The following is a 23,138-nucleotide window of genomic DNA, read 5'->3' as shown; positions in this document are numbered from 1 at the left end:
CTTTCAGGCGTTTCGCACGTGGTCCGGCAGAATGTCCCTTCCAACGGAGTCCCGTCCTCCGCCGATCACAGGGAGGGTCCGTGCCGGCCGCCGTGTCCCTCACCGTGTCCCCCACCGTGTCCTGGCTCGTCTTCGGGCTGTCCTGCGTCCTGGTCGCGGCCGGAGGAGCGCTGGGCGGCGCCGACCCGGTGGACGCCGCGGTCGCGCTCGGCTTCACCCCGCTCGGCGCCTATCTGGTGGCCCGCCGCAGGGGCGGCGCCGTCGGACCCTGCTGCCTGGTGACCGTGCTCGGCGCCGTCGCCTACTTCGCCGACTCCTACTCGCTCCGGCCCGGCCTACCCGGCGGCCGCTGGGCCGCCTGGGTGGGCGCGTGGGCCTGGGCCCCCGCCCTGCTGACCGTGGGCGGCGTGCTGCTGCTGCTCGTGCCGGACGGCCGCCTGCCCGGGCGGGCCTGGCGGCCGGTGGCCGCGACGGGAGTGGCCGCCACGGCGGCGTTCACGGTGCTGGCCGCGCTGGTGCCCGAGGGCCCGGACCGGCCGTTCCCGGTCGAGGCCCTGGCGCCGGCGCGGGACGCGCTGCCCGCCGTCATCGTGCTCCTGGCCGCGGTCTCGCTCGCCTGCGCGGCCGGGCTCGTCGTCCGCACCGTCAGGGCGCAGGGCGAGCGGCGCACCCAGCTGCTGTGGATCTGCCTCGGCGCCGGCGCGTTCGTGGCGGGCGTCTTCCTGCCAGCCGTCACCCGGCTGCCCGCCGCCGGAGTGCCGTTCATCCTGGCCCTGCCGGCCTGCGTCGGCGTGGCGATGCTCCGCCACGACCTGTACGGGACCGGGCCGTGGTTGCGCCGGGTGCTGACCCTGGGGCTGCTGACCGGGGTCCTGGCCCTGCTGTACTTCACGGTGTCCGGGCTCACCGGGGCGCACGTCGCCGCCGCGGCGGCCGTCGCGGTCGCGGTCGAGCCGCTGCACCGCTGGCTGCGCCGGGCGTCCGGCCGCATCCTGTACGGCGGCCGGGCCGACCCCGAGACCGTCCACGCCCGGCTGGGCGCCCGCCTGGCCGCGACCTCGGAGCCCGCGGAGATCCTCGCCGCCGTCGCCGACGCGGCGGCCGAGGCGACCCGGGCCGCCTACGTACGGGCCGAGCTGGGCGCGCCGGGCAAGCCGCTGAAGGTCGCCGAGCGGGGCACGCCCGCCCCGCTCGGCGTGTCGGTGCCGCTGCGCTTCCAGGACGAGGTCCTCGGCGTCCTCGGCCTGTCGGGAGGCGACGTGCGGGTGCTCGCCCCGCTCGCGTCGCACGCCGGGGCGGCGCTCGCCGCCGCCCACCGCGCCGTGGCGCTGCAGCGCTCGCGGACGCTGCTGGTCACCGCGCGGGAGGAGGAGCGGCGGCGGTTCAGCAGGGACCTGCACGACGGGCTGGGCGCCTTCCTCGCGGGCATCGGCTTCACGGTGGACGCCGCGGGCAACGCGCTGAAGGCCGACCCGGAGCGGGCGCGCGGCCTGCTCACCCAGATCAGGGCGCAGGTGGCCGAGGCGGGTGCGGGCGTACGCCGCCTGGTGCGGGGGCTGAGGCCACCCGAGCTGGCCCAGCTCGGGCTGGCCGGCGCCGTCGAGCACACCGCCGCGACGCTGGGCGCCGGCGGGGTGGAGATCGAGGTCACGGCCGGGGACGTGAGCGGCCTGCCGGCCGCCGTGGAGGTCACGGCCTACCTGGTCGCCCGCGAGGCGCTGACGAACGCGGTGCGGCACGGCGGGCCCCGCCGCTGCGCCGTACGCCTCGGCCGGACCGCGGCCGGTGCGAAGGCCGGCACGACGGACGGGTTCGAGCTGAGCGTGCGCGACGACGGGAGCGGGCTCGCGCCCGAGGCCGTCCCGGGAGTCGGGCTGACCTCCATGCGGGAGCGGGTGGAGGAGCTGGACGGAAAGCTGACGATCGACGCCGCCCCCGGCGGCGGAACGGTGGTGGCCGCGTGGATTCCCCTGTGATCAGGCTGCTCGTCGTCGACGACCACCCGGTGGTCCGCGACGGCCTCGGGGCGCTGATGTCGACCGTGGAGGGCATCGAGGTCGTCGCGGTGGCCGAGGACGGCCTGCGGGCGCTCGCCGCCGCCCGCGAGCACAGCCCCGACGTCGTGCTCATGGACATCTCGATGCCGAACATGGACGGCATCGAGGCGACCCGGCGGCTGTCCGCCGGGGCCCGCCCGCCGAGCGTGGTGATGCTCACGATGTCGGACGACGACCTGTCGCTGCTGGCGGCCGTCCGCGCGGGGGCCAGGGGCTACCTGCTCAAGAACGCCGGCCAGGACGACGTGGTCGCCGCGGTGCGCGCGGCGGCCCGGGGACAGGCCGTCTTCGGGACCGGCGCGGCCGAGTCCCTGATCAACCTGCTGCACGCGCCGCCCCGCGTGTCCCCGCGGCCGTTCCCCGCGCTCACCGACCGGGAGTACGAGATCCTGGAACTCGTCGCGTCGGGCCTGGGCAACCAGGCGATCGCGGCGCGCCTGGGCGTCAGCCCGAAGACCGTGGCCAACGCCGTCTCCGGCGTCCTCGTCAAGCTCGGCGTGCGCGACCGCGCCGGGGCGGTCGCCGCCGCCCGCGCGGCGGGACTCGCCACGGGCTGAGCCCGCCTCCCGGAGATCCGGGAGGCGTTCCCCCGCGGACGGGAACATCGGCTCCTCCGGCCGGGATCGTCACGGCCCGAACCTGGACGGGCAACGACAGCACCCTCCGGAGGAGAACCGTCATGGACGCCACCGCGTCGCCCCGCACTTCCACCACCCCCACCGCGCCGGCCGCCGCGCCGGCCGCCGCTCCGGCCGTCGCCGCGGCGGCGGCACTGACGCTCGGCGTGACGCAGATCCTGCACGCGCAGACGGTGCCGTTCGCCTCTCCGGCGGACTACGTCATCGAGGGCGCGTACGCGCTCTATCTGGTGGCGGCGGTCGTGGCCGTCCTCGCGCTGCGCCGTGTCCACCGCCCGGCGGGGGGCTGGGGTCGGATCGGCGACGCCGGGGCGCTGCTGTACGGCCTCGGCCACGCGCTCGTCGCGGTCCCGGTGACGACCACCTTCCTCCTCGGCCACGACGCGCCGGACCCGCTCGGCGTGCTGTTCATGCCGGGGATCGCGCTGTGGATGGCCGGGCTGGTCCCGCTGGCGATCGCGTGCTTCCGCCACGGACCGGTGCCCCGTCCCGTGGCGGCCGTGCTGCCCGCGACGCTGCCGCTGACGATGGCGCTCGGCGCGGCGGGCCCTCTGGTCGAAGCCCTGACCTGGGCCGTCCTGGGGGTGTCGATCGCTAGGGCAGCGCGGCGACGAGTTCGCTGACCGGCTTGCGGGTGCCGGTGTAGAAGGGGATCTCGATCCTGGTGTGCCGCCTCGCCTCGGCCCCCCGCAGGTGGCGCATCAGGTCGACGATGCGGTGCAGCTCGTCGGCTTCGAAGGCCAGCATCCACTCGTAGTCGTTGAGCGCGAAGCAGGCGACCGTGTTCGACCGCACGTCGGGGTACTCGCGGGCCATCATCCCGTGCTCGGCGAGCATCCTGCGGCGCTCGGAGTCCTCCAGCAGGTACCACTCCAGGGACCGGACGAAGGGGTAGACGCAGACGAAGCCGCGGGGCTCCTCGTCGGCGAGGAAGGCCGGGACGTGGGACTTGTTGAACTCCGCGGGCCGGTGCAGGGCCATCGCCGACCAGACCGGCTCGCTCGCGCGGCCGAGCGCCGTACGGCGGAACCGGGCGTAGGTCTCCTGGAGGTCCTCCGGGGAGGGGGCGTGCCACCAGAACATGAAGTCCGCGTCGGCGCGGAACCCCGCCACGTCGTAGCAGCCGCGCGTCGTCACGTCCTTGCCCGCCGCCTGGGCGAGCAGCTCCTCGACCTCCCCGGCGACGGCCTCACGGGCGTCGGGGAGCCGGTCGCGCAGCCGGAAGACCGACCACATCGTGTACCGGATGACCAGGTTGAGATCGCGTGCCTTGGGGCGCGGGGCGGGCTCCGTCATGGCTCCATTCTGCCCGTACGGCGAGGCGGTCAGGCCCCCGGGGCGGCCTGCGCCGCCCGCAGGTGGTCGAGCACGAGCCGGGCGGCCGTCCGGGCGCCGGCGACGCAGGCCGGGATGCCGACGCCCTCGTACGCGGCGCCGCACACGGCCAGGCCGGGCTGCCCGGCGACCGCGGCCCGCACCCGGGCCACCCGGTCGAGGTGGCCGACCTCGTACTGCGGGAGCGCGCCGCCCCAGCGGGTCACCCGGGTGTCGAGCGGCAGCCCGCGGACGCCCATCACCTCGGTCATCTCGTCCGTCGCCAGGGCCGTCAGCTCGGCGTCGTCGCGCTGGAGCACCGCCTCCTCCCCCAGCCGGCCGAGCGAACACCGGACGATCAGCACGTCCCGGCCGGCCTCCGCCAGGTGGGGCCACTTGACGCTGCTGAACGTCGCGGCCTTGACCGGCCGGCCCTCCACCGGCGGGACCAGGTAGCCGCTGCCGGTCGGCGGCTCGGGGAAGGCCGCCAGGGGGTAGGCGAGGGTGACGATCGCCATTCCGGCGTACTCGATCGCGGCGAGTTCCGCCGCCGCCCCGGGCACCTCGCGCCGCAGCAGCCGGGAGGCGGGCCGCGCCGGGACCGCCAGGACGACCGCGTCGGCGTCGATGATCTCCTCGTCGCGGGTGGGGCCGGTGACCAGCCGCCAGCCGTCCGGCGTGCGGAGGAGGTCGCGCACGGTGACGCCGGTCCGGACCTGCGCGCCGGACTCCTTGGCCACGGCGGCCGGCAACGCGCCCATTCCGCTCCTGAGGGTCGTGAAGACCGGCCCGGCGTCCGCCGGGGCCTCGGCGGCCATGCTCCTCGCGGCCTGCAGCAGGGACCGCTCGGTGCGGGCGGCGGCGGCGACGCGCGGCATGGTCGCGTCGAGCGACAGCGACTCGGCCCGCCCGGCGTAGACTCCGCCCAGCAGCGGCTCCACCAGCCGCTCGACGACCTCGCTCCCCATCCGGGCGCGCACGTAGGCCGCGACGGAGACGTCGCCGGTCACGAGCGTGGGCGGCAGGAACTGGTCGAGCGGCACCCGGGCGAGCCCGGCGGGCGACAGGATGCCCGAGCGGGCGAGCGCGACCACGTCCGCGGGCACGCCCATGACCTGCTGCCTGGGCAGCGGGCGCAGGGACCCCCGCGACAGGACCGCCGCCCGGGTCGTGCCCGGGTCGGCCAGGTCGTCGCCGAGACCGGCGAGCCGGGCCAGTTCCGTGCCCTCGGGCCGCCGCGCCAGCATCGACTCGGCGCCCGCGTCGACCTCCACCCCCGCGACGGGCGAGGAGTACAGCTTGCCGCCGATCCTCGGCGCGGCCTCCAGCACGGTGATCCGCAGCCCCGCCTCGGCCCGGCTCAGGTGCAGCGCCGCGGCCAGTCCCGCGATGCCGGCGCCCACGACGACCACATGACTACCCGCTGTCCTGCCCATCGTCCTGCCCATGGAGGCAAAGCTACCGGCCCGTACACGCGGTGGCCGTATCGGCATGGCCGCCACCTGGGCAAGATTCATAGAAACTTTTCACATACCAGGCTAAAAGTAAGACAGTCCTGTAATAAAGTTGAGGAGGCCAGAGCAGAAGTAGAGTCAGTTACTTCATGCAACCGATTTCCCCGATCCCGAAGTTCTCCCGACCCCGAAGAGCGGCGTGAAGCGAATGACGGTTCGCCCCGAGAATCCGCACCAGGCCCGGCTCCTGCGCCTCCTGCGTCAGGACGGCGCGCGTTCACGCGCCGAGCTCGGGGAGGTGGTCCGTCTGTCCGCGTCCAAGCTCGCCCTCGAACTCGACCGGCTCGCGCAGCTGGGCCTGGTGGAGTCCGGAGGCCTCGCGGCGTCCCGGGGCGGACGGCGCTCGGGCATCGTGCGCCTCTCCTCCGATCTGCGCTTCGTCGGCGTCGACATCGGCGCCACCTCCATCGACGTGGGCGTGACCAACGGCGAGCTGGAGGTGCTCGGCCACCTGTCGAAGCCGGCCGACGTGCGGGAGGGCCCCGAGGCGGTCCTCGACCAGACGATGGAGCTCGTCGGCAAGCTGCTCACCGGTGAGACGGCCGAGACGCACGGTGTGATCCACGGCATCGGCCTCGGCGTCCCCGGCCCGGTGAGCTTCCGTGACAGGACGCCGGTCTCGCCCCCGATCATGCCCGGCTGGGACCGCTTCCCCGTACGGGAGTCGCTGACCCGGGAGTTCGGCTGCCCGGTGCTGGTGGACAACGACGTGAACATCATGGCGCTCGGCGAGCTGCACGCCGGGCTCGCGAGGTCCGTCGACGACTTCCTGCTCGTCAAGATCGGTACGGGCATCGGCTGCGGCATCGTGGTCGACGGCGGGATCTACCGCGGGGTGACCGGCAGCGCGGGCGACATCGGCCACATCCGGGTGGACGAGGACGGCCCCCTCTGCACGTGCGGCAACACGGGCTGCCTTGAGGCGTACTTCGGCGGCGCGGCGCTGGCCCGCGACGCCCTGGCCGCCGCCCGCTCCGGCGGCTCCGCCTTCCTCGCCGAGCGGCTCGCGCACGAGGGCGTGCTCACCGCCGAGGACGTGGGCGCGGCGGCGGCCTCGGGCGACGCCGCCGCCGTGCGGATGGTCCGCGAGGGCGGCCGGCACGTGGGGCTCGTGCTCGCCTCGCTGGTGAGCTTCTTCAACCCCGGCCTGGTGATCATCGGGGGCGGGGTGGCGGGTCTCGGCCACGCGTTGCTCGCGGAGGTCCGCAGCGTCGTCTACCAGCGCTCCCTGCCGCTGGCGACCGGCAACCTGCCCATCGTCTTGTCGGAGCTCGGCGGGACCGCCGGAATCGTCGGGGCGGCCCGCCTGATCAGCGACCACCTGTTCTCGGCGGAGTGAGCCTTCCCCGAAGGCGAAGGCCGCCGCCCCGGTCGCGGGACGGCGGCCTTGTCTCAGGTGTCTCTCAGCCCTTGAGCAGCTGCGTCAGCAGGCCCTTGAACTCCGTCGCGGCGTAGGACTCGCCCTCGAAGGGGCCCAGCAGCACCGGACCGTCCGCCGCCGTGTCGGGCAGGCGGCCATGGCTGCCCCGCACCGGCGCCGGGTCGAGGGGCACCACCGACATCATGTAGCGGAAGCCCAGCTTCTTGCGGGCCAGCGCCGCGCCGGCGCGGAGCTTCACGAACGGGTCGTCCGGGTCCATGAACAGCTCGGCCGGGTCGTATCCGGGCTTGCGGTGGATCTCCACGAGCTTCGCGAAGTCGGGCGCACGATCGTCGGACAGCCAGTAGTAGTACGTGAACCAGGCATCCGGGTCGGCCACGGCGACGAGATCGCCGGCCCGGTCGTGGTCGAGGCCGTACCTCGCCTTGCCCTCCTGGTCGAGGACCTCGTCCACGCCGGGCAGCTCGGCCACGATGTCGCGGACGCGGGGCAGGTCGGCGGGGTCGCGCACGTAGAGGTGGGCGATCTGGTGGTCGGACACGGCGAAGGCCCGGGACGCCCAGGGGTCCAGGTACTCCATCCCGGCCTGGGTGTAGACCTCCAGCAGCCCGGCCCGGCGCAGCGCGCGGTTCACGTCCACCGGCCGGGACGCGTTGGTGATCCCGTACTCCGACACCACGACGAAGGTGGCGTCCTCCTGCAGCAGGGGCGCGAGGGCGGCGTCGACCTCACGGGCCGCCGCGACGGCCTGCGGCGCGTCCGGGCCGAACCGCTGCAGGTCGTAGTCGAGGTGCGGCACGTAGACCATCAGCAGGTCCGGCCGTTCCCGGGTGAGGATGCGGCGGGCGGCCGCGATGATCCACTTGGAGGAGGCGATGTTGGCGTTCGCCCCCCAGTAGGAGAAGAGCGGGAACTCCCCGAGCTCGGCCACGAGGTCGTCGTGCAGCGACGGAGGACGGGTGTAGCAGTCCTGGTCCTTCTTGCCGTCCGCGTAGTAGACGGGCCGGGGGGTGACGATGAAGTCGCTGGAGCCGCCCATGGCGTACCACCAGCAGACGTTGGCCGTGCGCATCCCCGGCACCGCGTCCCACAGCTGCTCGCTCTGGATCAGCCGGTTGTGCTGCCGCCACAGGAAGACCTCGCCGAGGTCGCGGAAGTACCAGCCGTTGGCGACGATGCCGTGGTCGCGCGGCATGGCCCCGGTCAGCAGGGTGGCCTGCATCGTGCAGGTCACCGCGGGCAGCACGGGCTTCAGGGTGGCCGCGGCCCCCACCTTGGCGACGTTCGGCATGTGCGCGAGCAGGCGCGGGGTCAGGCCGACGACGTTGACGACGACGACGGGCGCCATCAGATCTCCTTAAGTCCGAGGGCGGCGAGCCGCCGCCGGGTCCAGTCCAGTTCCGCGGCGATGCCCTCGGCGATGTCCACCGGGCCGGGCAGCACGCTCCAGGTGTAGGTCTCCACCTCGAGGTGCCGGGTGAGGGGGGCGGCGAGGTCCCCGTGGGGGGAGGCGGGGGTCACCAGCAGCCGCAGCAGGTCCTCCAGATAGGAGGAGGTGGTGGTGAGCGGCGGCGGGGGCGCGGCGTGCAGGGGCATGTGGAAGTGCGTGCGCCACGGCAGGTCCGTGGGCAGCGCCCCGGCCAGCGCCTCGGGCAGGTCGTCGGTGTAGCCCGCCGCGCACCGCGTCTGGTGGAGGTACCGCTCCTCCACGTACGCCGCCAGCGCGTGCTGGCCGCCCGGCGGCGCCTCCACCGCCGACGACACCTGGAGCTTGACGATCGGCAGCCCCAGGGCCGCCGCGTCGGCGGCCTCCTCCAGGCCGACGGCGAGATGGCAGGCGTCCAGGCAGACGCCGAGGTGGTCGCGGTCGGCCCCGCCGAGCAGCGCCACCGCCTGCGGGGTGGTCTCCACGACGCAGCCCGGCTCGGGCTCGAAACCGACCCGGATCGTCTTGCCGGTGCGCTCCGCCAGCGCCCGCAGGCCCCGGGCGAGCACGGCCAGGCTGGCGTTGACGGCCGCGGCCTTGGCCGGCGTCCAGCCGGTGCGCCAGGCGAGGGGCAGCGTCGAGATCGAGCCCTCGGTCACGTCGTCCGGCAGCAGCGCGGTGAGGATCTCGGCCAGGTCGAGGGTGTAGGCGAGCCGTTCCGGCTCGGCCCAGTCGGGCCGGTAGACCCGCAGCTTCACGACCTCGTCGTGGAAGCCTCCGTACGGGAAGCCGTTGAGGGTGACGACCTCGAGCCCCTGCTCGTCCAGCCGGGCGCGCAGCCGGGCCAGCTCGGCGGGGTCGTCGCGCAGCGCCCGGGCGGCGCGGCGTGACAGCCACAGACCGAGCCCGAGCCGCCCGGCGCCGGTCAGCGAGCGCACCCGCGCGGCGACTCCGGTGAGCTGCTCGTGGATTCCCGCGAGGTCCTCCGCGGGGTGGACGTTCGTGCAGTAGGCCAGGTGGACGACGGGACCGGCGGGATGACGCAGGCGCATGGTCAGCGCGTCCCGCGCAGGATCGTGTTGCCCTCGTAGTCGCCGCCGGACTCGACGTCGTCGAGGACCAGGCGCCCGCTCTGGCCGTAGAAGGCCACCGGGTTGCGCCACAGCACCTGGTCCACGTCGTCGTCGGTGAACCCGGCGGCCAGCATGGCCTCGCCGACCTCGCGGGTCTTCAGCACGTCGCTGCGTCCCCAGTCGGCGGCGGAGTTCACGATCATCCGCTCGGTGCCGTACTCCTTGAGGATCGCGACCATGCGGTCCGGGTCCATCTTGGTGTCGGGGTAGATCGAGAAGCCCATCCAGCAGCCGGCCTCGTGGACCATGCCGACGGTCAGCTCGTTGAGGTGGTCGACGAGCACCTTCCCCGGGTCGATCCCCTTGACCACGTCGAGCGTGCGGCGGGTCCCCGCGGCCTTGTCGCGGTGCGGCGTGTGCACGAGCACCGGCAGGCCGTGCTCCTCGGCCAGCGCGAGCTGGGCCTCGAAGACGCGCTCCTCCTCCTGCGTCATGGAGTCGTACCCCGTCTCGCCCACCGCGACCACCGAGTCCTTCAGCAGGTAGCGGGGCAGCTCCTCGAGCACGCCCAGGCACCGCGGGTCGTTGGCCTCCTTGGGGTTGAGCGCGAGCGTGCAGTGATGGCGGATGCCGTACTGCGCGGCCCGGTAGGGCTCCCAGCCCAGCAGCGCGTCGAAGTAGTCGAGGAAGCTCCCGACGTTGGTGCGCGGCTGGCCGAGCCAGAAGGCCGGCTCCACGATGGCCCGGACCCCGGCGGCGTACATGCGCTCGTAGTCGTCGGTGGTGCGGGATGTCATGTGGACGTGGGGATCGAAGATCCGCATGGGAATCAGAGCCTCTCGAGAACGTCGGGGGGAACGGGACGTCCGGCCGCGCGGCGCTCGGCGGCGAAGTCCGCGAGCATGCGCCGCAGCTCCTCGTCGAAGCGCCGGTCGAGGCCCTCGACCGAGGCTAGCGGAACGGACATGAAGACGCATTTGAGCACGCCCTGCCGGAAGGCGTGGTCGTCGAGCCAGGCCGAGCCGTACGGGCCGAGCGCGGCGGCGACCAGCCGGGTGTCGTTGGTGCGCAGGGCGTCGTGCACGAGCGGCAGGGCGGCCGGGCCGAGGTCGAGGTCCGGGAGCGCCCGCAGGATATCGAGCCGCTCGGAGGCGTCACCCTGCCAGTAGAGCCTCGTGACGGCCTCGGCCGGCTCCGGCCCGGCCTTCGCGAGCGCTCTCAGCAGCTCCACGCGGGCGCCGGGGCCGCCGTCGCGCGCGGCCCTCGGGAACAGCGCGTGGACGGTCTCCGGGTCGCGCTCAACGTCGGCTACGGCCCGCGCCAGCCAGGTCATGTGCCCTCCTCAGGAATTCGATCGACCTTCTCGCCACGTCGGGAGCCGCGTGGCTGTGCCGGGCGAGCTCGACGGCCACGAGGCCGCCGAAGCCGTCGAGGGCGGCGAGCGCGGGCGGGAAGTCGATCTCGCCCTCGCCGAACTCGAGGTGTTCGTGCACGCCCCGCCGCATGTCCTCGATCTGCACGTGGACCAGATAGGGCTTCGCCCGCTCGACGCACTCGGGCACGTCGTACGGCTCCAGGCAGCGGCAGTGCCCGATGTCGAGGGTGAGGCCGAAGCGGGGGTGCCCGCCGAGCAGGCCGCGCAGCCGCTCGTATCCGGCGAGGTCCTGCACGAGCATCCCCGGCTCCGGCTCGAACCCGAGCGTGACGCCCACCCGCTCCGCCTCGGAGAGCAGGCGCTCGCAGTGCCGGGCGAGCCGGTCCCACGCCTCCGCCTCGGGCACCTCCGGCGGCCGGATGCCGCTCCAGAAGTGCACCACCGGAGCGCCGAGGTCGGCCGCGATCCGCATGGCGCGGCGGATCAGGTCCGCCCGCGCCTCCCCCTCGGCGTGCAGCAGCGTCGGGAAGTGCTTGCGCCGGGAGTCGAGCGTGTACCTGCCGCCGGTCTCGACGGCCAGGGCGAGGCCGAGCCGCCGCGCCAGCCCCGCGATCCGGTCCACCTCGGCGGGCGGCGCGTCGGGGGTGAGGTGACCGTGGTCGAGGGTGATCGCCGCACCGGTGTAGCCGAGGCCGGCGAGGACGCGCAGCGCCTCGTCGAGCGGGTGGTCGCGGAAGCCGTTGGTGCAGTACGCCCAATTCAAGAGCGCGCTCACGAGGTGGCCACCTTCGCCGACAGCCACCGGCCGGCGGGCAGCGCGGCGAGCAGCGCCGCCGCCTGGGCGAGCCTGCCCCGCCCGGCGACGGCCGCCGCCTGCAGCGGGATCAGGCCGAGGATGCTCATCCGCACGGCCTGCCGTACGTGCTGGGGGTCGGGGTCGGTGCACAGCGCCACCTGGGCGCGCCCGGCCGTGGCGAGATACCCGGCGATCAGCCCGGCGGCGCCGAGGCGTCCCGCGGTTCCGCCGCCACTCTCGCCGCCGCTGTTTCCGCCGAGGCAGGCGACGGCGGCCAGCGCGGCGGTCGCGCCGGTGGCGGCCATCGCGCCGACGATCGTCGAAGGCTCGGCGCCGTCGACCTCGGCGGTGCCCAGCAGGGTGATCCCGTACGTGTGCGCGCCGACGGCCAGGGCCATGGGGGCCGCGGCCCGGGTGGCGGGGCCCGCGCCGAGCAGGACGTCGAACACGCGGCAGGCCGCCATGGCGGCCGGGCCCGCCGGCGTGTGCTTGAGCTTGATGTCGTAGGCCCACACGGAACCCGCGAGCAGGCCCGCGAGCGCCAGCCCGCGCCGTCCGCCGAAGATCCCGGCGGCGGCCACCCCGGCGCCGGTCAGCGCGACGGCGACCCCGAGCGCCCCCGCCGGGCTGATCCGCCCGGAGGGGATGGGCCGCTCGGGCCGCTCGACCGCGTCGAGCTCGCGGTCGGACCAGTCGTTGAGCGCCATGCCGGCCCAGTAGAGCAGCACCGACGCCGCGGCGAGGCCGGGCCGGGCGGCCCGCCCGGCCGCGGCCGCCCCCGCGAGCGTGTCACCGGGGACGGACAGCGCGGCGGGCGCGCGGACCAGCTCCAGCCAGGCCCTCACAGCCGGTCGCCCGTCGGTGCCTCGTCCGTCAGTGCCTCGACCCTCAGTGCCTCGACCGCCGGGGTCTCACCCGCGAGCGACCGGGCGAACTCCACCAGCCGGGCGTACTGGGCGGGCAGGTCGTGGCCGGCGCCGCCCAGCGGGTCCTTGAAGAAGTAGCCGAGCTCGGGCAGCACGCCGCTGTGCCCGGCCTCCTGCGCCCGCGCGACGAGGCGGACGAGGTCGAGGACGAGCGGGGCGGCCAGCGTCGAGTCGCACCCCTGCCAGGTGAACTGCATGGTCATCCGGACGCCGAGGAACCCCTCGAACGTGATGTGGTCCCAGGCGGTCTTCCACTCCCCCAGGTCGGCGACGTAGTCGATGTGCGTCAGGCCCTCGACCTCCTCGCCCACGATCGCGGGGACGGCGCGCGCCTTGCTCGCCGACTTGCTCGCCCGGGCGGCGGGGTCGGCCAGCGTGGCGCCGTCGCCGCCGCCGAGCAGGTTGAGCCCCGACCACGACCGGACCCGCAGCGCGCGGCCGGCGAACATCGGCGCGAGCGCGCTCTTGATCAGCGTCTCCCCGGTCTTGCCGTCGCGTCCCGCGTACGGAGCGCCGTTGCGCCGCGCCAGCTCGTCCAGGGCGGGCGGCGTCGGTCCGGCGGAGGGCGTGAACGCCACGTAGCCGCTGCCGGTCAGGAAGGCCGCGTAGGCGTAGAGGGAGCTGGGCGGCAGCGCGTCCGCCCCGGACGCCAGCGCCTCCTCCAGGTCGGCGAGCCGGGCGTACGGCACCTCGGCCGGCGGCTCGGTCGAGGACACGTCCACCACGACCACGCGGGAGAGGCCGTGCCGCTCACGGAAGTCCGCGATGTCGCCGGCGAGCCGGCGCGCGGCCTCCGCCTGGGTCTCCACGCCGGGGACGTAGCCGTGCCGGATCTCGGCCTCGGCGGCGTCGATGTCCGCCGACAGGAGAGTCGTCAGGGCGGGAGGAAGCACGCCCGCCTGGGCGAGCAGTTCGGCCCTCTTGCGCAGCGGCGTACCGACCACGTCGTGGCCGCCGAACACCAGGTCGGCCAGGGGCGGGAAGTCGCCGGGGAAGCCGGCGGCCTCGATGACGCAACCCGTGGGCAGGGCGGCTCCCGCCCGTACCGCCGCCGCTCCGACCACTGCCGTGGTCGCGACGGACCCCCGGGCGCCGACCAGCCAGACACCGATGGGCACTGTAACTCTCCCGTCAACTCGGGTATGAAGGATGACCCCGGAACATTCGGATACTAAGTGGGACCTTTTGCCACGCACAAGCAAAAGTTTCCGGCTTGCTACACAAAGTTCATCTACCTGCGATGAAGCGGTGAGCTCAAGATCGTCCACCACCCCTTCCGCCCCTCACTTCCCACGCGAAATCCCTGGTCGCCCAACCTCCTTGCGAGGAACTTTGTCCTCTGACGGTAGAAAGTTCAAAAGATCATGACGAAACTTCTTCCACGCTCGGTGAAAGAGGCGTAACTTGCTCGTCAAGTGCTCCGCACACACCTGACCCCCGAGGACCACCCGAGGACCCAGGTGCTTCCACGCAGATGGAGTTAGTAAGACAGATGAGTGCGTACGAAGAAGAGATGGAGACGGCCGGAAACCTCGGACGCAAGCTGGGGCTCAACCGACGCCAGTTCCTCGCGGCCACGACCGGCATGGCGGCCGTCGCCGCGGTCACCGCGGCCGGCCCGATGAAGTCGGTCGCCCGCGCCGCCAACGGCATCCTGGTCCCGCCGCCGCGGCGCGGCATCATCCTCTACACGGTCCGGGACGCGATCAGCCGCGACCCGCTGTCGAGCAACCTCCCGTCCGGCTTCCGGGCCGTTCTGCAGGAGCTCGGCCGGATCGGCTACGCGCAGGTGGAGTTCGCCGGCTACGCCCAGCACCGCAACGCCGAGGGCGGTGCCAGCCTGGAGAGCGTCGAGGGCGCCCGCCTGCTGCGCGGCTGGCTGGACGACAGCGGCCTGGTCGCCCAGGGCAACCACGGCTTCATCCCCGGCTCCTGGCCGCTGAACCAGGCCGACCTCGACCGCTTCAAGCTCCACCTGGAGATCGCCAACATCCTCGGCATGAAGCACGTCGGCACCGGCAACGACCCGACGAGCAGCGCCTACAAGGCCGACTGGGACGTGGCCGCCGAGAAGTGGAACGCTCTCGGCCAGATCGCCACCGAGGCGGGCCTCAAGCTGTACACCCACAACCACGACGTGGCCTACAGCTTCCTGCTCGACAGCGGACCGCTCGACGCGCAGGGCCGGCCCACCCGCTCCTCCGGCATCCGCCGCCTGGAGTACTTCCTCCAGAACACCGACCCGAAGCACGTGTGGCTGGAGATGGACATCTTCTGGGCCTACGTGGCGCAGTACAAGCACAAGGCCTACACCGCTCCCGACGGCTCGGCGCAGACGCAGATCTTCAACCCGCTCGGCGTCGTGCAGGGCCAGACCATGCGGTTCCCGCTGTTCCACGCCAAGGACGGCAAGATCAACACCGGTACCGCCAACGGCTACGACATGGTTCCGTTCGGCACCGGCGACATCGACTACAAGTCCTTCTTCTCCGAGATGGGCGCCAAGGGCTACCACAACCCGATGTACGAGCAGGACAACGCGCCCGGCGGCACCGCCAACCCGGGTCAGTCGCTGCAGTACGCCGCGCTCAGCTACAACAACATCTCCAAGCTTCGCGGCTGACGATCTTCATCAGCCGCCGAGAATCGGCGGACCGCCACGTGTTCCATTGCAGCGGCACTCGTGGCGGCCCGCCGTTGCCTTGCCACCCCCCAGGAAGAGAAGAGGCGCAGCAGACTTGAAGCGTACTCGCATCGTGCTCGGCGGTCTCGCCGCGGCACTGACACTCCCGTTCGCGGCGTTCACCGCCGCACCCGCACAGGCGGCCGACGAACCGGCCCTGAACTGGCAGAACTACGAGAAGGTCACTCTCACCAAGGACGTCGGCGAGCCGATCGACATGGCGGTCATGCCGGACGGCCGCGTCCTGCACACCGCGCGCAACGGCGACCTCAGGCTGACCGACCCCGCCAGCGGCGTGACGAAGATCATCAACAAGTTCGACGTCTACAACAACTCCGAGGACGGCCTGCAGACCATCGGCCTGGACCCGGACTTCGCGAACAACAAGTGGGTCTACGTCTACTACGCGCCGAGGAAGATGACCGGGCCGTACCCGGCGGAGACCCCGGCCGGATCGGCGCCCAACTCCCTGCCCGCCGGCGCCGACGTGTCCTACTGGGACCAGTGGAAGGGCTACAACCAGGTCTCCCGGTTCAAGTGGGACGGCGACAAGCTCGACCTGTCCACCGAGCAGGTCATCATCAAGGTCGAGACCAACCGCGGGCAGTGCTGCCACGTCGCCGGCGACTTCGACTGGGACGACGACGGCAACCTCTACCTGGCCACCGGTGACAACACCCCGGCCAGCACCCCCGGCGCCAACGGCATGGCGCCCAACAACGACGCCCCCGGCATGAACCCGGGCTTCGACGACCGCCGCGGCGCGGGCAGCACCAACGACCTGCGCGGCAAGATCCTGCGGATCAAGGTGGGGGCGGACGGCTCCTACACGGTCCCCGACGGCAACCTCTTCCCGAAGGGCACGGCCAAGACCCGGCCCGAGATCTTCGTGATGGGCGTGCGGAACCCGTTCCGCATCGACGTCGACTCGAAGACCGGGACGCTCTCCTGGGGCGACTACGGGCCGGACGCCGGCGCCGCCGACCCCCAGCGCGGCCCGATGGGTCTCGTCGAGTGGAACGTCACCCCGCTGAACAAGCCGATGAACGGCGGCTGGCCGTACTGCACCGGCAACAACTTCAACTACAACCACTGGGACTACGCGAATTCCAAGCCGCGTGAGTTCTTCGACTGCGCGGGCGGCGCGACCAACGACTCCGTCTGGAACACCGGCCTGGAGAAGCTGCCCCCGGCGACCCCGGCCGACCTGTACTACGGCGACCGCGCGAGCGACCAGCCGGCGGAGTGGTCCGGGCTCACCGAGTTCGACCCGGTGCAGAACGGCCAGGCCCCCATGGGCGGCCCGGTCTACCACTTCGACGCGGACAACAAGTCGGCGACGAAGTTCCCCGCGTACTGGGACAACAAGTTCTTCTTCGGCGAGTTCTCGCAGGACTACCTGGCGGCGTTCACGGTCTCGGGCTCCGACGGGCCGGTCACCAAGATCGAGCAGGTCCTGCCCAACGCCGAGCTGACCAAAATGGCGATGCCCATCACGGACAACCCGATGGACCTCGAGTTCGGTCCCGACGGGGCGCTGTACGTGCTGGAGTACGGCGACGGCTTCTTCCGCGCCAACCCCGACTCGGGTCTCTACCGCATCGACTACTCGCCCGGCAACAAGGCCCCGCAGGCGAAGATCACCACGGATAAGACGTCGGGCAGCAACGCGCCGCTCACCGTCGAGTTCAGCGGCGCCAAGTCCTCCGACTCCGAGGCCGGCGACCTGACCTACGAGTGGGACTTCGACGGCGACGGCACGTTCGACGCGAAGGGCGTGACGGCGACCCACACCTACGACAAGCTCGGGCAGTACACCGCCCGGCTGCGGGTCACCGACGCGGGCGGCCGGTTCGGTCTCGCCACCCTCGAGATCACCGTCGGCAACACCGCACCCAAGGTCTCCATCGAGACCCCCGGTGACGGCGGCTTCATCGACTGGGGCAACGCGGTTCCGTTCAAGGTCAAGGTGACCGACCAGGAGGACGGCGACAACCCGACCTGCAGCCGGGTCGCGTGGACCTTCGGCCTCGGCCACGACACGCACGCCCACCCGATCACGACCGGCACGGGCTGCACCATCACCTGGGCGACCCCCGCGGACGCTCCCGAGCACGGCGTGACCGAGAACATCTTCGGCGTGGTCGTGGTCAGCTACCGCGACAACGGCGCCAACGGCATCCCCGGCGCCTCCAGCGACACGACCCTGATCCTCAACCCCAAGCTCATGCAGGCCGAGCACGGGGACGACAGCAAGGGCGTCACCAAGACCCCGGACTCGACGGCGTCCGGCCTCAACAAGGTCACCTCGCTCGACGCGGGCGACTACATCGGCTACGACCCGGTGAACTTCGCCGGCATCACCTCGGTGAAGACCCAGGCGACCGGCGCGGGCACCCTGTCCCTGCGCTGGAACTCGCCGACCGCGGAGCCCTTCGCGACCGTCGCGATCCCGGCCGGGGCCGGCTGGCAGACGGTGACCACCGACCTGAAGAACGCCCCCACGGGCAGCGGCAGGCTCTACGTCACCTCCACCGGCGGCGTGGACGTGGACGCGTTCACCTTCGTGGGCGACGGCGTCGCCGACAAGACCCCGCCGACCGTGACCGCCACCCTCAACCCGGCCCAGCCGACCGGTGAGAACGGCTGGTACAAGGGCAACGTGACGCTGACGGTCACCGCGACCGACAACGGCACGGTCGCGAGCCGGCAGTACTCGGTCAACGGCGGCACCACCTGGCTGAACGCCAACAACGCGGTGACGCTGAGCACCGAGGGCACCACCGAGGTCCGCTACCGCGCGACCGACAGCGGCGGCAACGTCTCGCAGATCGGCACCGTCACGGTGAAGATCGACAAGACCGCCCCCGCCGTGGACGTGAGCGGCGTCGAGAGCAAGGCGTACGGCGACTCGGCCTCGATCACGCCGGTCTTCTCGGCCACCGACGCGGCCTCCGGCGTGGCGAGCGTCACCGCCAAGATCGGCGACCGTACGGTCGAGTCCGGGGCGGCGATCCCGCTGTGGACGCTGCCGCTCGGCGACAACACGCTGACCGTCACCGCCCGCGACAAGGCCGGCTTCACCACCGAGAAGACCGTCACCTTCCAGGTCACCACCTCGTTCGCCGACGTGCGCGCGCTGCTGGAGACCTTCAAGGCGGCGGGCAAGGTCAAGAGTGAGTCCCTGCTCAAGGAACTCGACAAGGCCGAGGAGCAGGTGGTCGGCAAGGGCCGCAACCACAAAGCCGTCGGCAGGCTGGAGAAGTTCATCGAGTTCGCCGGAGAGAGCAAGAAGGTGACCGACCCGGCCGTCAGCGACGTCCTCGTCCGGGACGCCGCGGACCTGATCAGGCAGCTCGGCTAGTACTCGGCGAGTACTCGGCCGGCACGACCCCCGTGGGCTCCGGCCCGGCCCGGCCGGGGCCCACGGGTCTTCACCCCCCAGCGGCGAGACGCCGGCGATGACCAGAGGCATTGTGATGCCATCGTGATCGCCGGCGTCGAACTGTCCGTGCGGGTGAACCGATGTACCTGACATGAGTCGAATCCGGTACGGTGCGGCGGCCCTGGCGGCCGTCGCCTTTCTGTTGACGGGGTGTGGGGGCGGCGACGACTCGTCGAGCGGCCAGGCGGCGAGCGACGCCGCCGCGCCCGTGCCCGCCATGCAGGAGCAGGCCCCCGGAGAGGGGTCGGCGGGGGGCTCGGCGGGGGGCTCGGCACAGGACTCGAAGGCCGCGTCCGGCGGCGGGAGCGGGAAGCAGGACGACGTCAAGCTCGGCCAGGCCGACCGCGCCATCGTCTACACGTCGGAGCTCATCGTCGAGGCCAAGGACGTCACGGCGGCGGCCGACCGCGCCAAGGAGGTCGTGAGCGGCGCGGGCGGGTACGTCGCCCAGGAACGCAGCGACTTCTACGCGGGCGACGAGCACTCCCCGGGCGGCGGTCAGTGGGTGATCGTGTTCAAGGTGCCCCCGGACCGCTACTCCGGCGTGCTGGCCCAGCTCGGACGCGACCTCGGCGTCCGCAAGTCGATGCGGCAGAACACCGAGGACGTCACCGAGGAGGTCGCCGACGTCGCCAGCCGGGTGAAGTCGGCCGAGGCCGCGCTCGGCCAGTTCCGCACGCTGCTGTCGAAGGCCGAAAAGATCGGCGAGATCATGGAGATCGAACGGGAGATCTCCAGCCGCGAGGCCGAACTGGAGTCGCTGCAGGCCAGGCAGAAGGCCCTGGAGGGGCAGACCGGCATGGGCACGCTGACGCTCACCCTGTTCCCGCAGCCGGGCGCCTCCCCCTCCCCGCAGCCGAAGAAGACCGAGGACGCGCCTGGCTTCCTCGCCGGGCTGCGGGCCGGGTGGGACGCCCTGTCCTCGGCGACCGGGGTGACGCTGACCGTGGTGGGCGTGCTGCTGCCCTGGCTCGCCGTGGGCGCGGTGCTGTGGCTGGCCGGACGGGAGATCGTGCGCCGGGTCCGCCGGCGCAGGCCCGCCGCGCCTCCCGCACCCCCCGCGTCTCCCGGCCCCGCCGCGCCGCGTCCACCGGCCCGGACACCCGCGTACACCCCCGGACCCGGGCAGGCACCCGGCGACGAGCCCGAGTAGGACCCGGAGCGGTGGTCAGCGGGCCGACGCCTCGTGGACGAGGTCGGTGAGCCGGGCGAGCTGGTCGGGATCGGTCGAGGGAAGCACGCCGTGGCCGAGGTTGAACACGTGCCCCTCGGCCACCCGGCCGCGTTCGAGCACGTCCCTGGCCCGCCTCTCGACGACCTCCCAGGGCGCCAGCAGGATCGCCGGGTCGAGGTTGCCCTGCAGCGCCTTGCCCGCGCCCACCCGGAGCGCGGCCTCGTCGAGCGGCACCCGCCAGTCGACGCCCACCACGTCGGCGCCGGCCTCGCCCATCACGCCGAGCAGCTCGCCGGTGCCGACGCCGAAGTGGATGCGCGGCACCCCGAGGTCCGCGAGCCCGGCGAAGATCTGGCTGGTGTGCGGCAGCACGTACGTCCGGTAGTCCTGCGGCGCGACCGCGCCCACCCACGAGTCGAAGAGCTGGACGGCCGACGCCCCGGCCAGCGCCTGCACGCGCAGGAAGGCGAGCGTGATCGCGCCGAGCCGCTCCATCAGGGAGTGCCACAGCTCGGGCTCGCCGTACATCATGGCCTTGGTGCGGTCGTGGTTCTTGGACGGGCCGCCCTCGATGAGGTACGACGCCAGCGTGAACGGCCCTCCGGCGAAGCCGATCAGCGGGGTCCCGCCCAGCTCGCCGGTCAGCGCGCCGACGGCCTCCGTCACGTACGGCACGTCGTCCGGCTCCAGCGGCCGCAGGGTGTCGACGCCCGCCTTGTCGCGGATGGGGGTACCGACGACCGGGCCGACGCCCGGCTTGATGTCCAGGTCGACGCCGATCGCCTTGAGCGGGACCACGATGTCGCTGAAGAAGATCGCCGCATCCGTGCCGTACCTGCGGACCGGCTGCATGGTGATCTCCACCACCAGGTCGGGCGTGGCGCAGGCGGTGAGCATCTCGACACCCGCGCGCACCCTCCGGTACTCGGGCAGTGAGCGCCCGGCCTGTCGCATGTACCAGACGGGGGTGTGCGGGACGGCCTCGCGCCGGCAGGCGCGGACGAAGACGGATTCGGCGAGCTGGGGTTTCACGGCACCAGCCTGCCATGCCCGGAGGTCGCCCCGTGCCCGGACCCACCACCTGGGGTTCCCGGAGGACGCGAAAAACTCCGCCGATCCCGTAAGGTGAACCCCATCCCCTCCTGTGAGTCGCCTCACCGCTCGGCAATGTGTTCGTCAATCGGGCATCCGGCATCGATTCCAATACCACTTTCGAGACACGCCGAGTGCGATGCGGGGAAATGTCGGCGGGACGTGCCAACGTCGGATCAGTCCCGAGCGACCGCCACGACCGTGGATCCGACGAGAGGCCCCGGAGCGATGACTTCGATGTGGAGTTCCCCCGAACACCGCACTGATCACGGTGCCGAGCGCCCTGCCTGCCGCCGGGGAGGCGGGCGTCCGAGTACTCGAGCGGCGGCGACGGCTTGACGACTTCTCATGTCCCCCACAGCCACCCCCCTGCTTCGCGCTCTCCCGAATCCGACCTACGCTTCCGTCATGACCCTCGGTGAGCCGCCGGCGCCTCCCGCCGCCTTCCGGCGCGCGCTGGAGACGCTGCGCCCCACCGGGGTCCGGCCGGAGATCGAGCTGGAGGACATCCCGGCGCCCCAGCGGCTCGCGCCGTACTCCGGGGCCGTCGGGGCCTCCGTCTACCGCGACGACGACGAACTCGCCGTCGGCCGCCTGATCCTGCTCTTCGACCCCGACGGCCAGCGCGGCTGGGAGGGGCAGTTCCGCCTGGTCGCCTACGTACGCGCCGACGTGGAGCCGGAGATGACCACGGATCCGCTGCTCGGGCCGGTGGCCTGGAGCTGGCTCACCGAGGCGCTCGACGCGCACGGCGCGCGCTACGCGGCGGTCGGCGGCACGGTCACCCGGGCGGTCTCGGAGGGGTTCGGCAGCAAGGCCGACGACCCCGTCACCACCGAGATCGAGCTGCGGGCCTCGTGGTCGCCGCTCGACGAGGACATGTCGCCCCACGCCGCCGCCTGGTGCGATCTGATGTGCCTGGCGGCGGGCATCCCCCCGTTGCCCCCCGACGTCGCGACGCTGCACCCGCGTCCCGCCCGCAGAGATGACCCGAAGGTCCCGTAGCCAGTGTCAGAACCCGTGATCCAGCCGCTGTTGGAGCCGCGCGAGGGAATCCCGCCCGTCATCGAGGACCCCGCCGCGCTGAGGGCCGCCGTGGAGGCCTTCGCGCGTGGCACGGGGCCCGTGGCCGTCGACGCCGAGCGCGCCTCCGGCTACCGCTACAGCGGCCGCGCCTACCTGGTGCAGCTGCGCCGGGCCGGCGCGGGCTCCGCGCTGATCGACCCCGTCGCCTGCCCCGACCTGTCCGCGCTGGACGAGGCGCTGCGGGAGGCCGAGATCGTCCTGCACGCCGCGAACCAGGACCTGCCCTGCCTGGCGGAGCTGGGCTTCCGGCCGCGGCGGCTGTTCGACACCGAGCTGGCCGGGCGGCTGCTCGGCTACGAGCGGGTGGGCCTCGGCACCATGGTCGAACTGGTCCTCGGGCTGCGGCTGGAGAAGGGGCACTCGGCCGCGGACTGGTCGACCCGCCCGCTGCCGGAGGACTGGCTGCGGTACGCCGCGCTCGACGTGGAGGTGCTGGTCGAGCTGCGCGACTTCCTGCACGACGAGCTGACCGCCACGGGCAAGCTGGAGTGGGCGCTGGAGGAGTTCGGCGCGATCCTGGCCGCCCCCGCCCATCCGCCGCGCACCGACCCGTGGCGGCGCACCTCCGGCATCCACCGGGTCCGCTCGCTGCGCGGGCTCGCCGTGGTGCGGGAGCTGTGGACGCTGCGCGACGAGATCGCGCGGGAGGCCGACCTCGCGCCGGGCCGCGTGCTGCCCGACTCCGCGATCGTGCAGGCCGCGCTCGACCAGCCGCGGACGACCAAGGCGCTCACCGAGATCACGCCCTTCGTCGGCCGCAGCGCCCGGCGCCACCTGAACGACTGGCTCGCGGCGGTGAACCGGGCCCGCACGATGCCCGAACCTGCGCTGCCGCAGCCCGTGGGGCCCGGGGACGGCCCTCCCCCGGCCAACCGCTGGGCCGACCGCGACCCGGCCGCGGCCAAGCGGCTCGCGGCGGCGCGGGCCGTCGTCGCCGCGCTGGCCGACGAGCACCGCATGCCGACCGAGAACCTGCTCCAGCCCGACGCCGTACGCCGCCTCACGTGGGAGCCGCCCGCCCCGGTCACGGAGGAGTCGGTGTCCGCGCGGCTGCGCGCGCTGGGCGCCCGGGAGTGGCAGATCGGCCTGACCGTCCACCCGCTGACCAAGGCGCTCGAACGGCTGGAGATCAAGGGAGAGGTCTGACCCGGGACGCCG

19 protein-coding genes are annotated in these 23,138 nt (G+C 73.0%); 9 read left to right on the top strand and 10 right to left on the bottom strand.

The window, feature by feature from the left end; genetic code table 11:
• Positions 1-80: 80 nt before the first annotated feature.
• The 3 genes from HHX40_RS37570 (at position 81) to HHX40_RS08250 (ending at position 3,318) form a co-directional block, all read left to right on the top strand.
• Entirely contained in the window at positions 81-1,976 is a 1,896-nt protein-coding gene (locus HHX40_RS37570; protein WP_182880061.1) for a sensor histidine kinase, read from the top strand.
• Positions 1,961-2,614, top strand: a complete 654-nt coding sequence (locus tag HHX40_RS08255) for a response regulator transcription factor (RefSeq protein WP_310737992.1) — start codon at positions 1,961-1,963, stop codon at positions 2,612-2,614. The genes HHX40_RS37570 and HHX40_RS08255 overlap by 16 nt, the downstream gene beginning before the upstream one ends.
• A 122-nt stretch (positions 2,615-2,736) precedes the next feature.
• A complete protein-coding gene (locus HHX40_RS08250) occupies positions 2,737-3,318 on the top strand; it encodes a hypothetical protein (protein ID WP_182880060.1) in 582 nt (193 codons plus the stop codon).
• Here HHX40_RS08250 and hemQ read toward each other — a convergent pair.
• Positions 3,290-3,991 (bottom strand): hydrogen peroxide-dependent heme synthase, encoded by a 702-nt coding sequence (gene hemQ / locus HHX40_RS08245; RefSeq protein WP_138460003.1) that lies wholly within the window; start codon positions 3,989-3,991, stop codon positions 3,290-3,292. The genes HHX40_RS08250 and hemQ overlap by 29 nt on opposite strands.
• 29 nt (positions 3,992-4,020) lie before the next feature.
• Complete coding sequence (hemG, locus tag HHX40_RS08240; RefSeq protein ID WP_259403387.1) at positions 4,021-5,457, bottom strand: protoporphyrinogen oxidase; 1,437 nt, start codon at positions 5,455-5,457, stop codon at positions 4,021-4,023.
• A gap of 214 nt (positions 5,458-5,671) precedes the next feature.
• Here hemG and HHX40_RS08235 point away from each other — a divergent pair, with 214 nt between their 5' ends.
• Complete coding sequence (locus HHX40_RS08235; RefSeq protein ID WP_182880059.1) at positions 5,672-6,862, top strand: ROK family transcriptional regulator; 1,191 nt, start codon at positions 5,672-5,674, stop codon at positions 6,860-6,862.
• Positions 6,863-6,926: 64 nt separating this feature from the next.
• On the opposite strand, the gene HHX40_RS08230 is transcribed toward HHX40_RS08235, so the two are convergent.
• The 7 genes from HHX40_RS08230 to HHX40_RS08200 are packed head-to-tail and all read right to left on the bottom strand — an operon-like array spanning position 6,927 to position 13,618.
• Positions 6,927-8,252 (bottom strand): alkaline phosphatase family protein, encoded by a 1,326-nt coding sequence (locus HHX40_RS08230; RefSeq protein WP_182880058.1) that lies wholly within the window; start codon positions 8,250-8,252, stop codon positions 6,927-6,929.
• Positions 8,252-9,382 (bottom strand): metabolite traffic protein EboE, encoded by a 1,131-nt coding sequence (gene eboE, locus HHX40_RS08225; protein ID WP_111699527.1) that lies wholly within the window; start codon positions 9,380-9,382, stop codon positions 8,252-8,254. The genes HHX40_RS08230 and eboE overlap by 1 nt, the downstream gene beginning before the upstream one ends.
• 2 nt (positions 9,383-9,384) lie before the next feature.
• Positions 9,385-10,227, bottom strand: a complete 843-nt coding sequence (locus HHX40_RS08220) for a TatD family hydrolase (RefSeq protein WP_111699526.1) — start codon at positions 10,225-10,227, stop codon at positions 9,385-9,387.
• 5 nt (positions 10,228-10,232) lie between these two features.
• Positions 10,233-10,736 carry an EboA domain-containing protein gene (locus HHX40_RS08215; protein ID WP_111699525.1) on the bottom strand — a complete coding sequence of 168 codons (504 nt, stop codon included), beginning with the start codon at positions 10,734-10,736 and terminating at the stop codon, positions 10,233-10,235.
• Complete coding sequence (locus HHX40_RS08210; protein WP_182880057.1) at positions 10,702-11,553, bottom strand: sugar phosphate isomerase/epimerase family protein; 852 nt, start codon at positions 11,551-11,553, stop codon at positions 10,702-10,704. Before HHX40_RS08210 ends, HHX40_RS08215 begins: the two co-directional genes overlap by 35 nt.
• Positions 11,550-12,419, bottom strand: a complete 870-nt coding sequence (locus HHX40_RS08205) for an SCO3242 family prenyltransferase (RefSeq protein ID WP_182880056.1) — start codon at positions 12,417-12,419, stop codon at positions 11,550-11,552. Before HHX40_RS08205 ends, HHX40_RS08210 begins: the two co-directional genes overlap by 4 nt.
• A complete protein-coding gene (locus HHX40_RS08200; protein ID WP_182880055.1) occupies positions 12,416-13,618 on the bottom strand; it encodes an inositol-3-phosphate synthase in 1,203 nt (400 codons plus the stop codon). The genes HHX40_RS08205 and HHX40_RS08200 overlap by 4 nt, the downstream gene beginning before the upstream one ends.
• A gap of 374 nt (positions 13,619-13,992) precedes the next feature.
• Between HHX40_RS08200 and HHX40_RS08195 the strand changes: the two genes are divergently transcribed.
• The 3 genes from HHX40_RS08195 (at position 13,993) to HHX40_RS08185 (ending at position 19,781) form a co-directional block, all read left to right on the top strand.
• Entirely contained in the window at positions 13,993-15,123 is a 1,131-nt protein-coding gene (locus HHX40_RS08195; RefSeq protein WP_182880054.1) for a sugar phosphate isomerase/epimerase family protein, read from the top strand.
• A gap of 115 nt (positions 15,124-15,238) precedes the next feature.
• Entirely contained in the window at positions 15,239-18,547 is a 3,309-nt protein-coding gene (locus tag HHX40_RS08190) for a PQQ-dependent sugar dehydrogenase (protein WP_220498862.1), read from the top strand.
• Between the two features lie 172 nt (positions 18,548-18,719).
• On the top strand, positions 18,720-19,781 hold the full coding sequence (locus HHX40_RS08185) for a DUF4349 domain-containing protein (RefSeq protein WP_182880053.1): 1,062 nt from the start codon (positions 18,720-18,722) through the stop codon (positions 19,779-19,781).
• Between the two features lie 15 nt (positions 19,782-19,796).
• Here HHX40_RS08185 and hemE read toward each other — a convergent pair whose 3' ends face one another.
• On the bottom strand, positions 19,797-20,834 hold the full coding sequence (hemE, locus tag HHX40_RS08180; protein ID WP_182880052.1) for a uroporphyrinogen decarboxylase: 1,038 nt from the start codon (positions 20,832-20,834) through the stop codon (positions 19,797-19,799).
• Between the two features lie 468 nt (positions 20,835-21,302).
• Here hemE and HHX40_RS08175 point away from each other — a divergent pair, with 468 nt between their 5' ends.
• The gene (locus tag HHX40_RS08175) at positions 21,303-21,899 is read left to right on the top strand and encodes a DUF3000 domain-containing protein (protein WP_111697961.1); all 597 of its coding nucleotides are present in this window, start codon (positions 21,303-21,305) and stop codon (positions 21,897-21,899) included.
• Between the two features lie 3 nt (positions 21,900-21,902).
• Positions 21,903-23,126 (top strand): HRDC domain-containing protein, encoded by a 1,224-nt coding sequence (locus HHX40_RS08170; protein ID WP_182880051.1) that lies wholly within the window; start codon positions 21,903-21,905, stop codon positions 23,124-23,126.
• Positions 23,127-23,138: the final 12 nt, after the last annotated feature.

Source organism: Microbispora sp. H10949, assembly GCF_014161435.1.
GTDB lineage: Bacteria > Actinomycetota > Actinomycetes > Streptosporangiales > Streptosporangiaceae > Microbispora > Microbispora triticiradicis.
Note: the sequence above shows the minus strand (reverse complement) of the source record. Positions and strands in the feature narration are given on the sequence as shown.

Excerpts from the sequence above, each read along its gene's own strand:
- HHX40_RS08230 (WP_182880058.1), bottom strand. The coding sequence starts at position 8,252 with ATGGCGCCCGTCGTCGTCGTCAACGTCGTCGGCCTGACCCCGCGCCTG.
- hemG (WP_259403387.1), bottom strand. The coding sequence starts at position 5,457 with ATGGGCAGGACGATGGGCAGGACAGCGGGTAGTCATGTGGTCGTCGTG.
- eboE (WP_111699527.1), bottom strand. The coding sequence starts at position 9,382 with ATGCGCCTGCGTCATCCCGCCGGTCCCGTCGTCCACCTGGCCTACTGC.
- HHX40_RS08220 (WP_111699526.1), bottom strand. The coding sequence starts at position 10,227 with ATGCGGATCTTCGATCCCCACGTCCACATGACATCCCGCACCACCGAC.
- HHX40_RS08195 (WP_182880054.1), top strand. The coding sequence starts at position 13,993 with ATGAGTGCGTACGAAGAAGAGATGGAGACGGCCGGAAACCTCGGACGC.
- hemQ (WP_138460003.1), bottom strand. The coding sequence starts at position 3,991 with ATGACGGAGCCCGCCCCGCGCCCCAAGGCACGCGATCTCAACCTGGTC.
- HHX40_RS08250 (WP_182880060.1), top strand. The coding sequence starts at position 2,737 with ATGGACGCCACCGCGTCGCCCCGCACTTCCACCACCCCCACCGCGCCG.
- HHX40_RS08185 (WP_182880053.1), top strand. The coding sequence starts at position 18,720 with ATGAGTCGAATCCGGTACGGTGCGGCGGCCCTGGCGGCCGTCGCCTTT.
- HHX40_RS08175 (WP_111697961.1), top strand. The coding sequence starts at position 21,303 with ATGACCCTCGGTGAGCCGCCGGCGCCTCCCGCCGCCTTCCGGCGCGCG.
- HHX40_RS08235 (WP_182880059.1), top strand. The coding sequence starts at position 5,672 with ATGACGGTTCGCCCCGAGAATCCGCACCAGGCCCGGCTCCTGCGCCTC.
- HHX40_RS08215 (WP_111699525.1), bottom strand. The coding sequence starts at position 10,736 with ATGACCTGGCTGGCGCGGGCCGTAGCCGACGTTGAGCGCGACCCGGAG.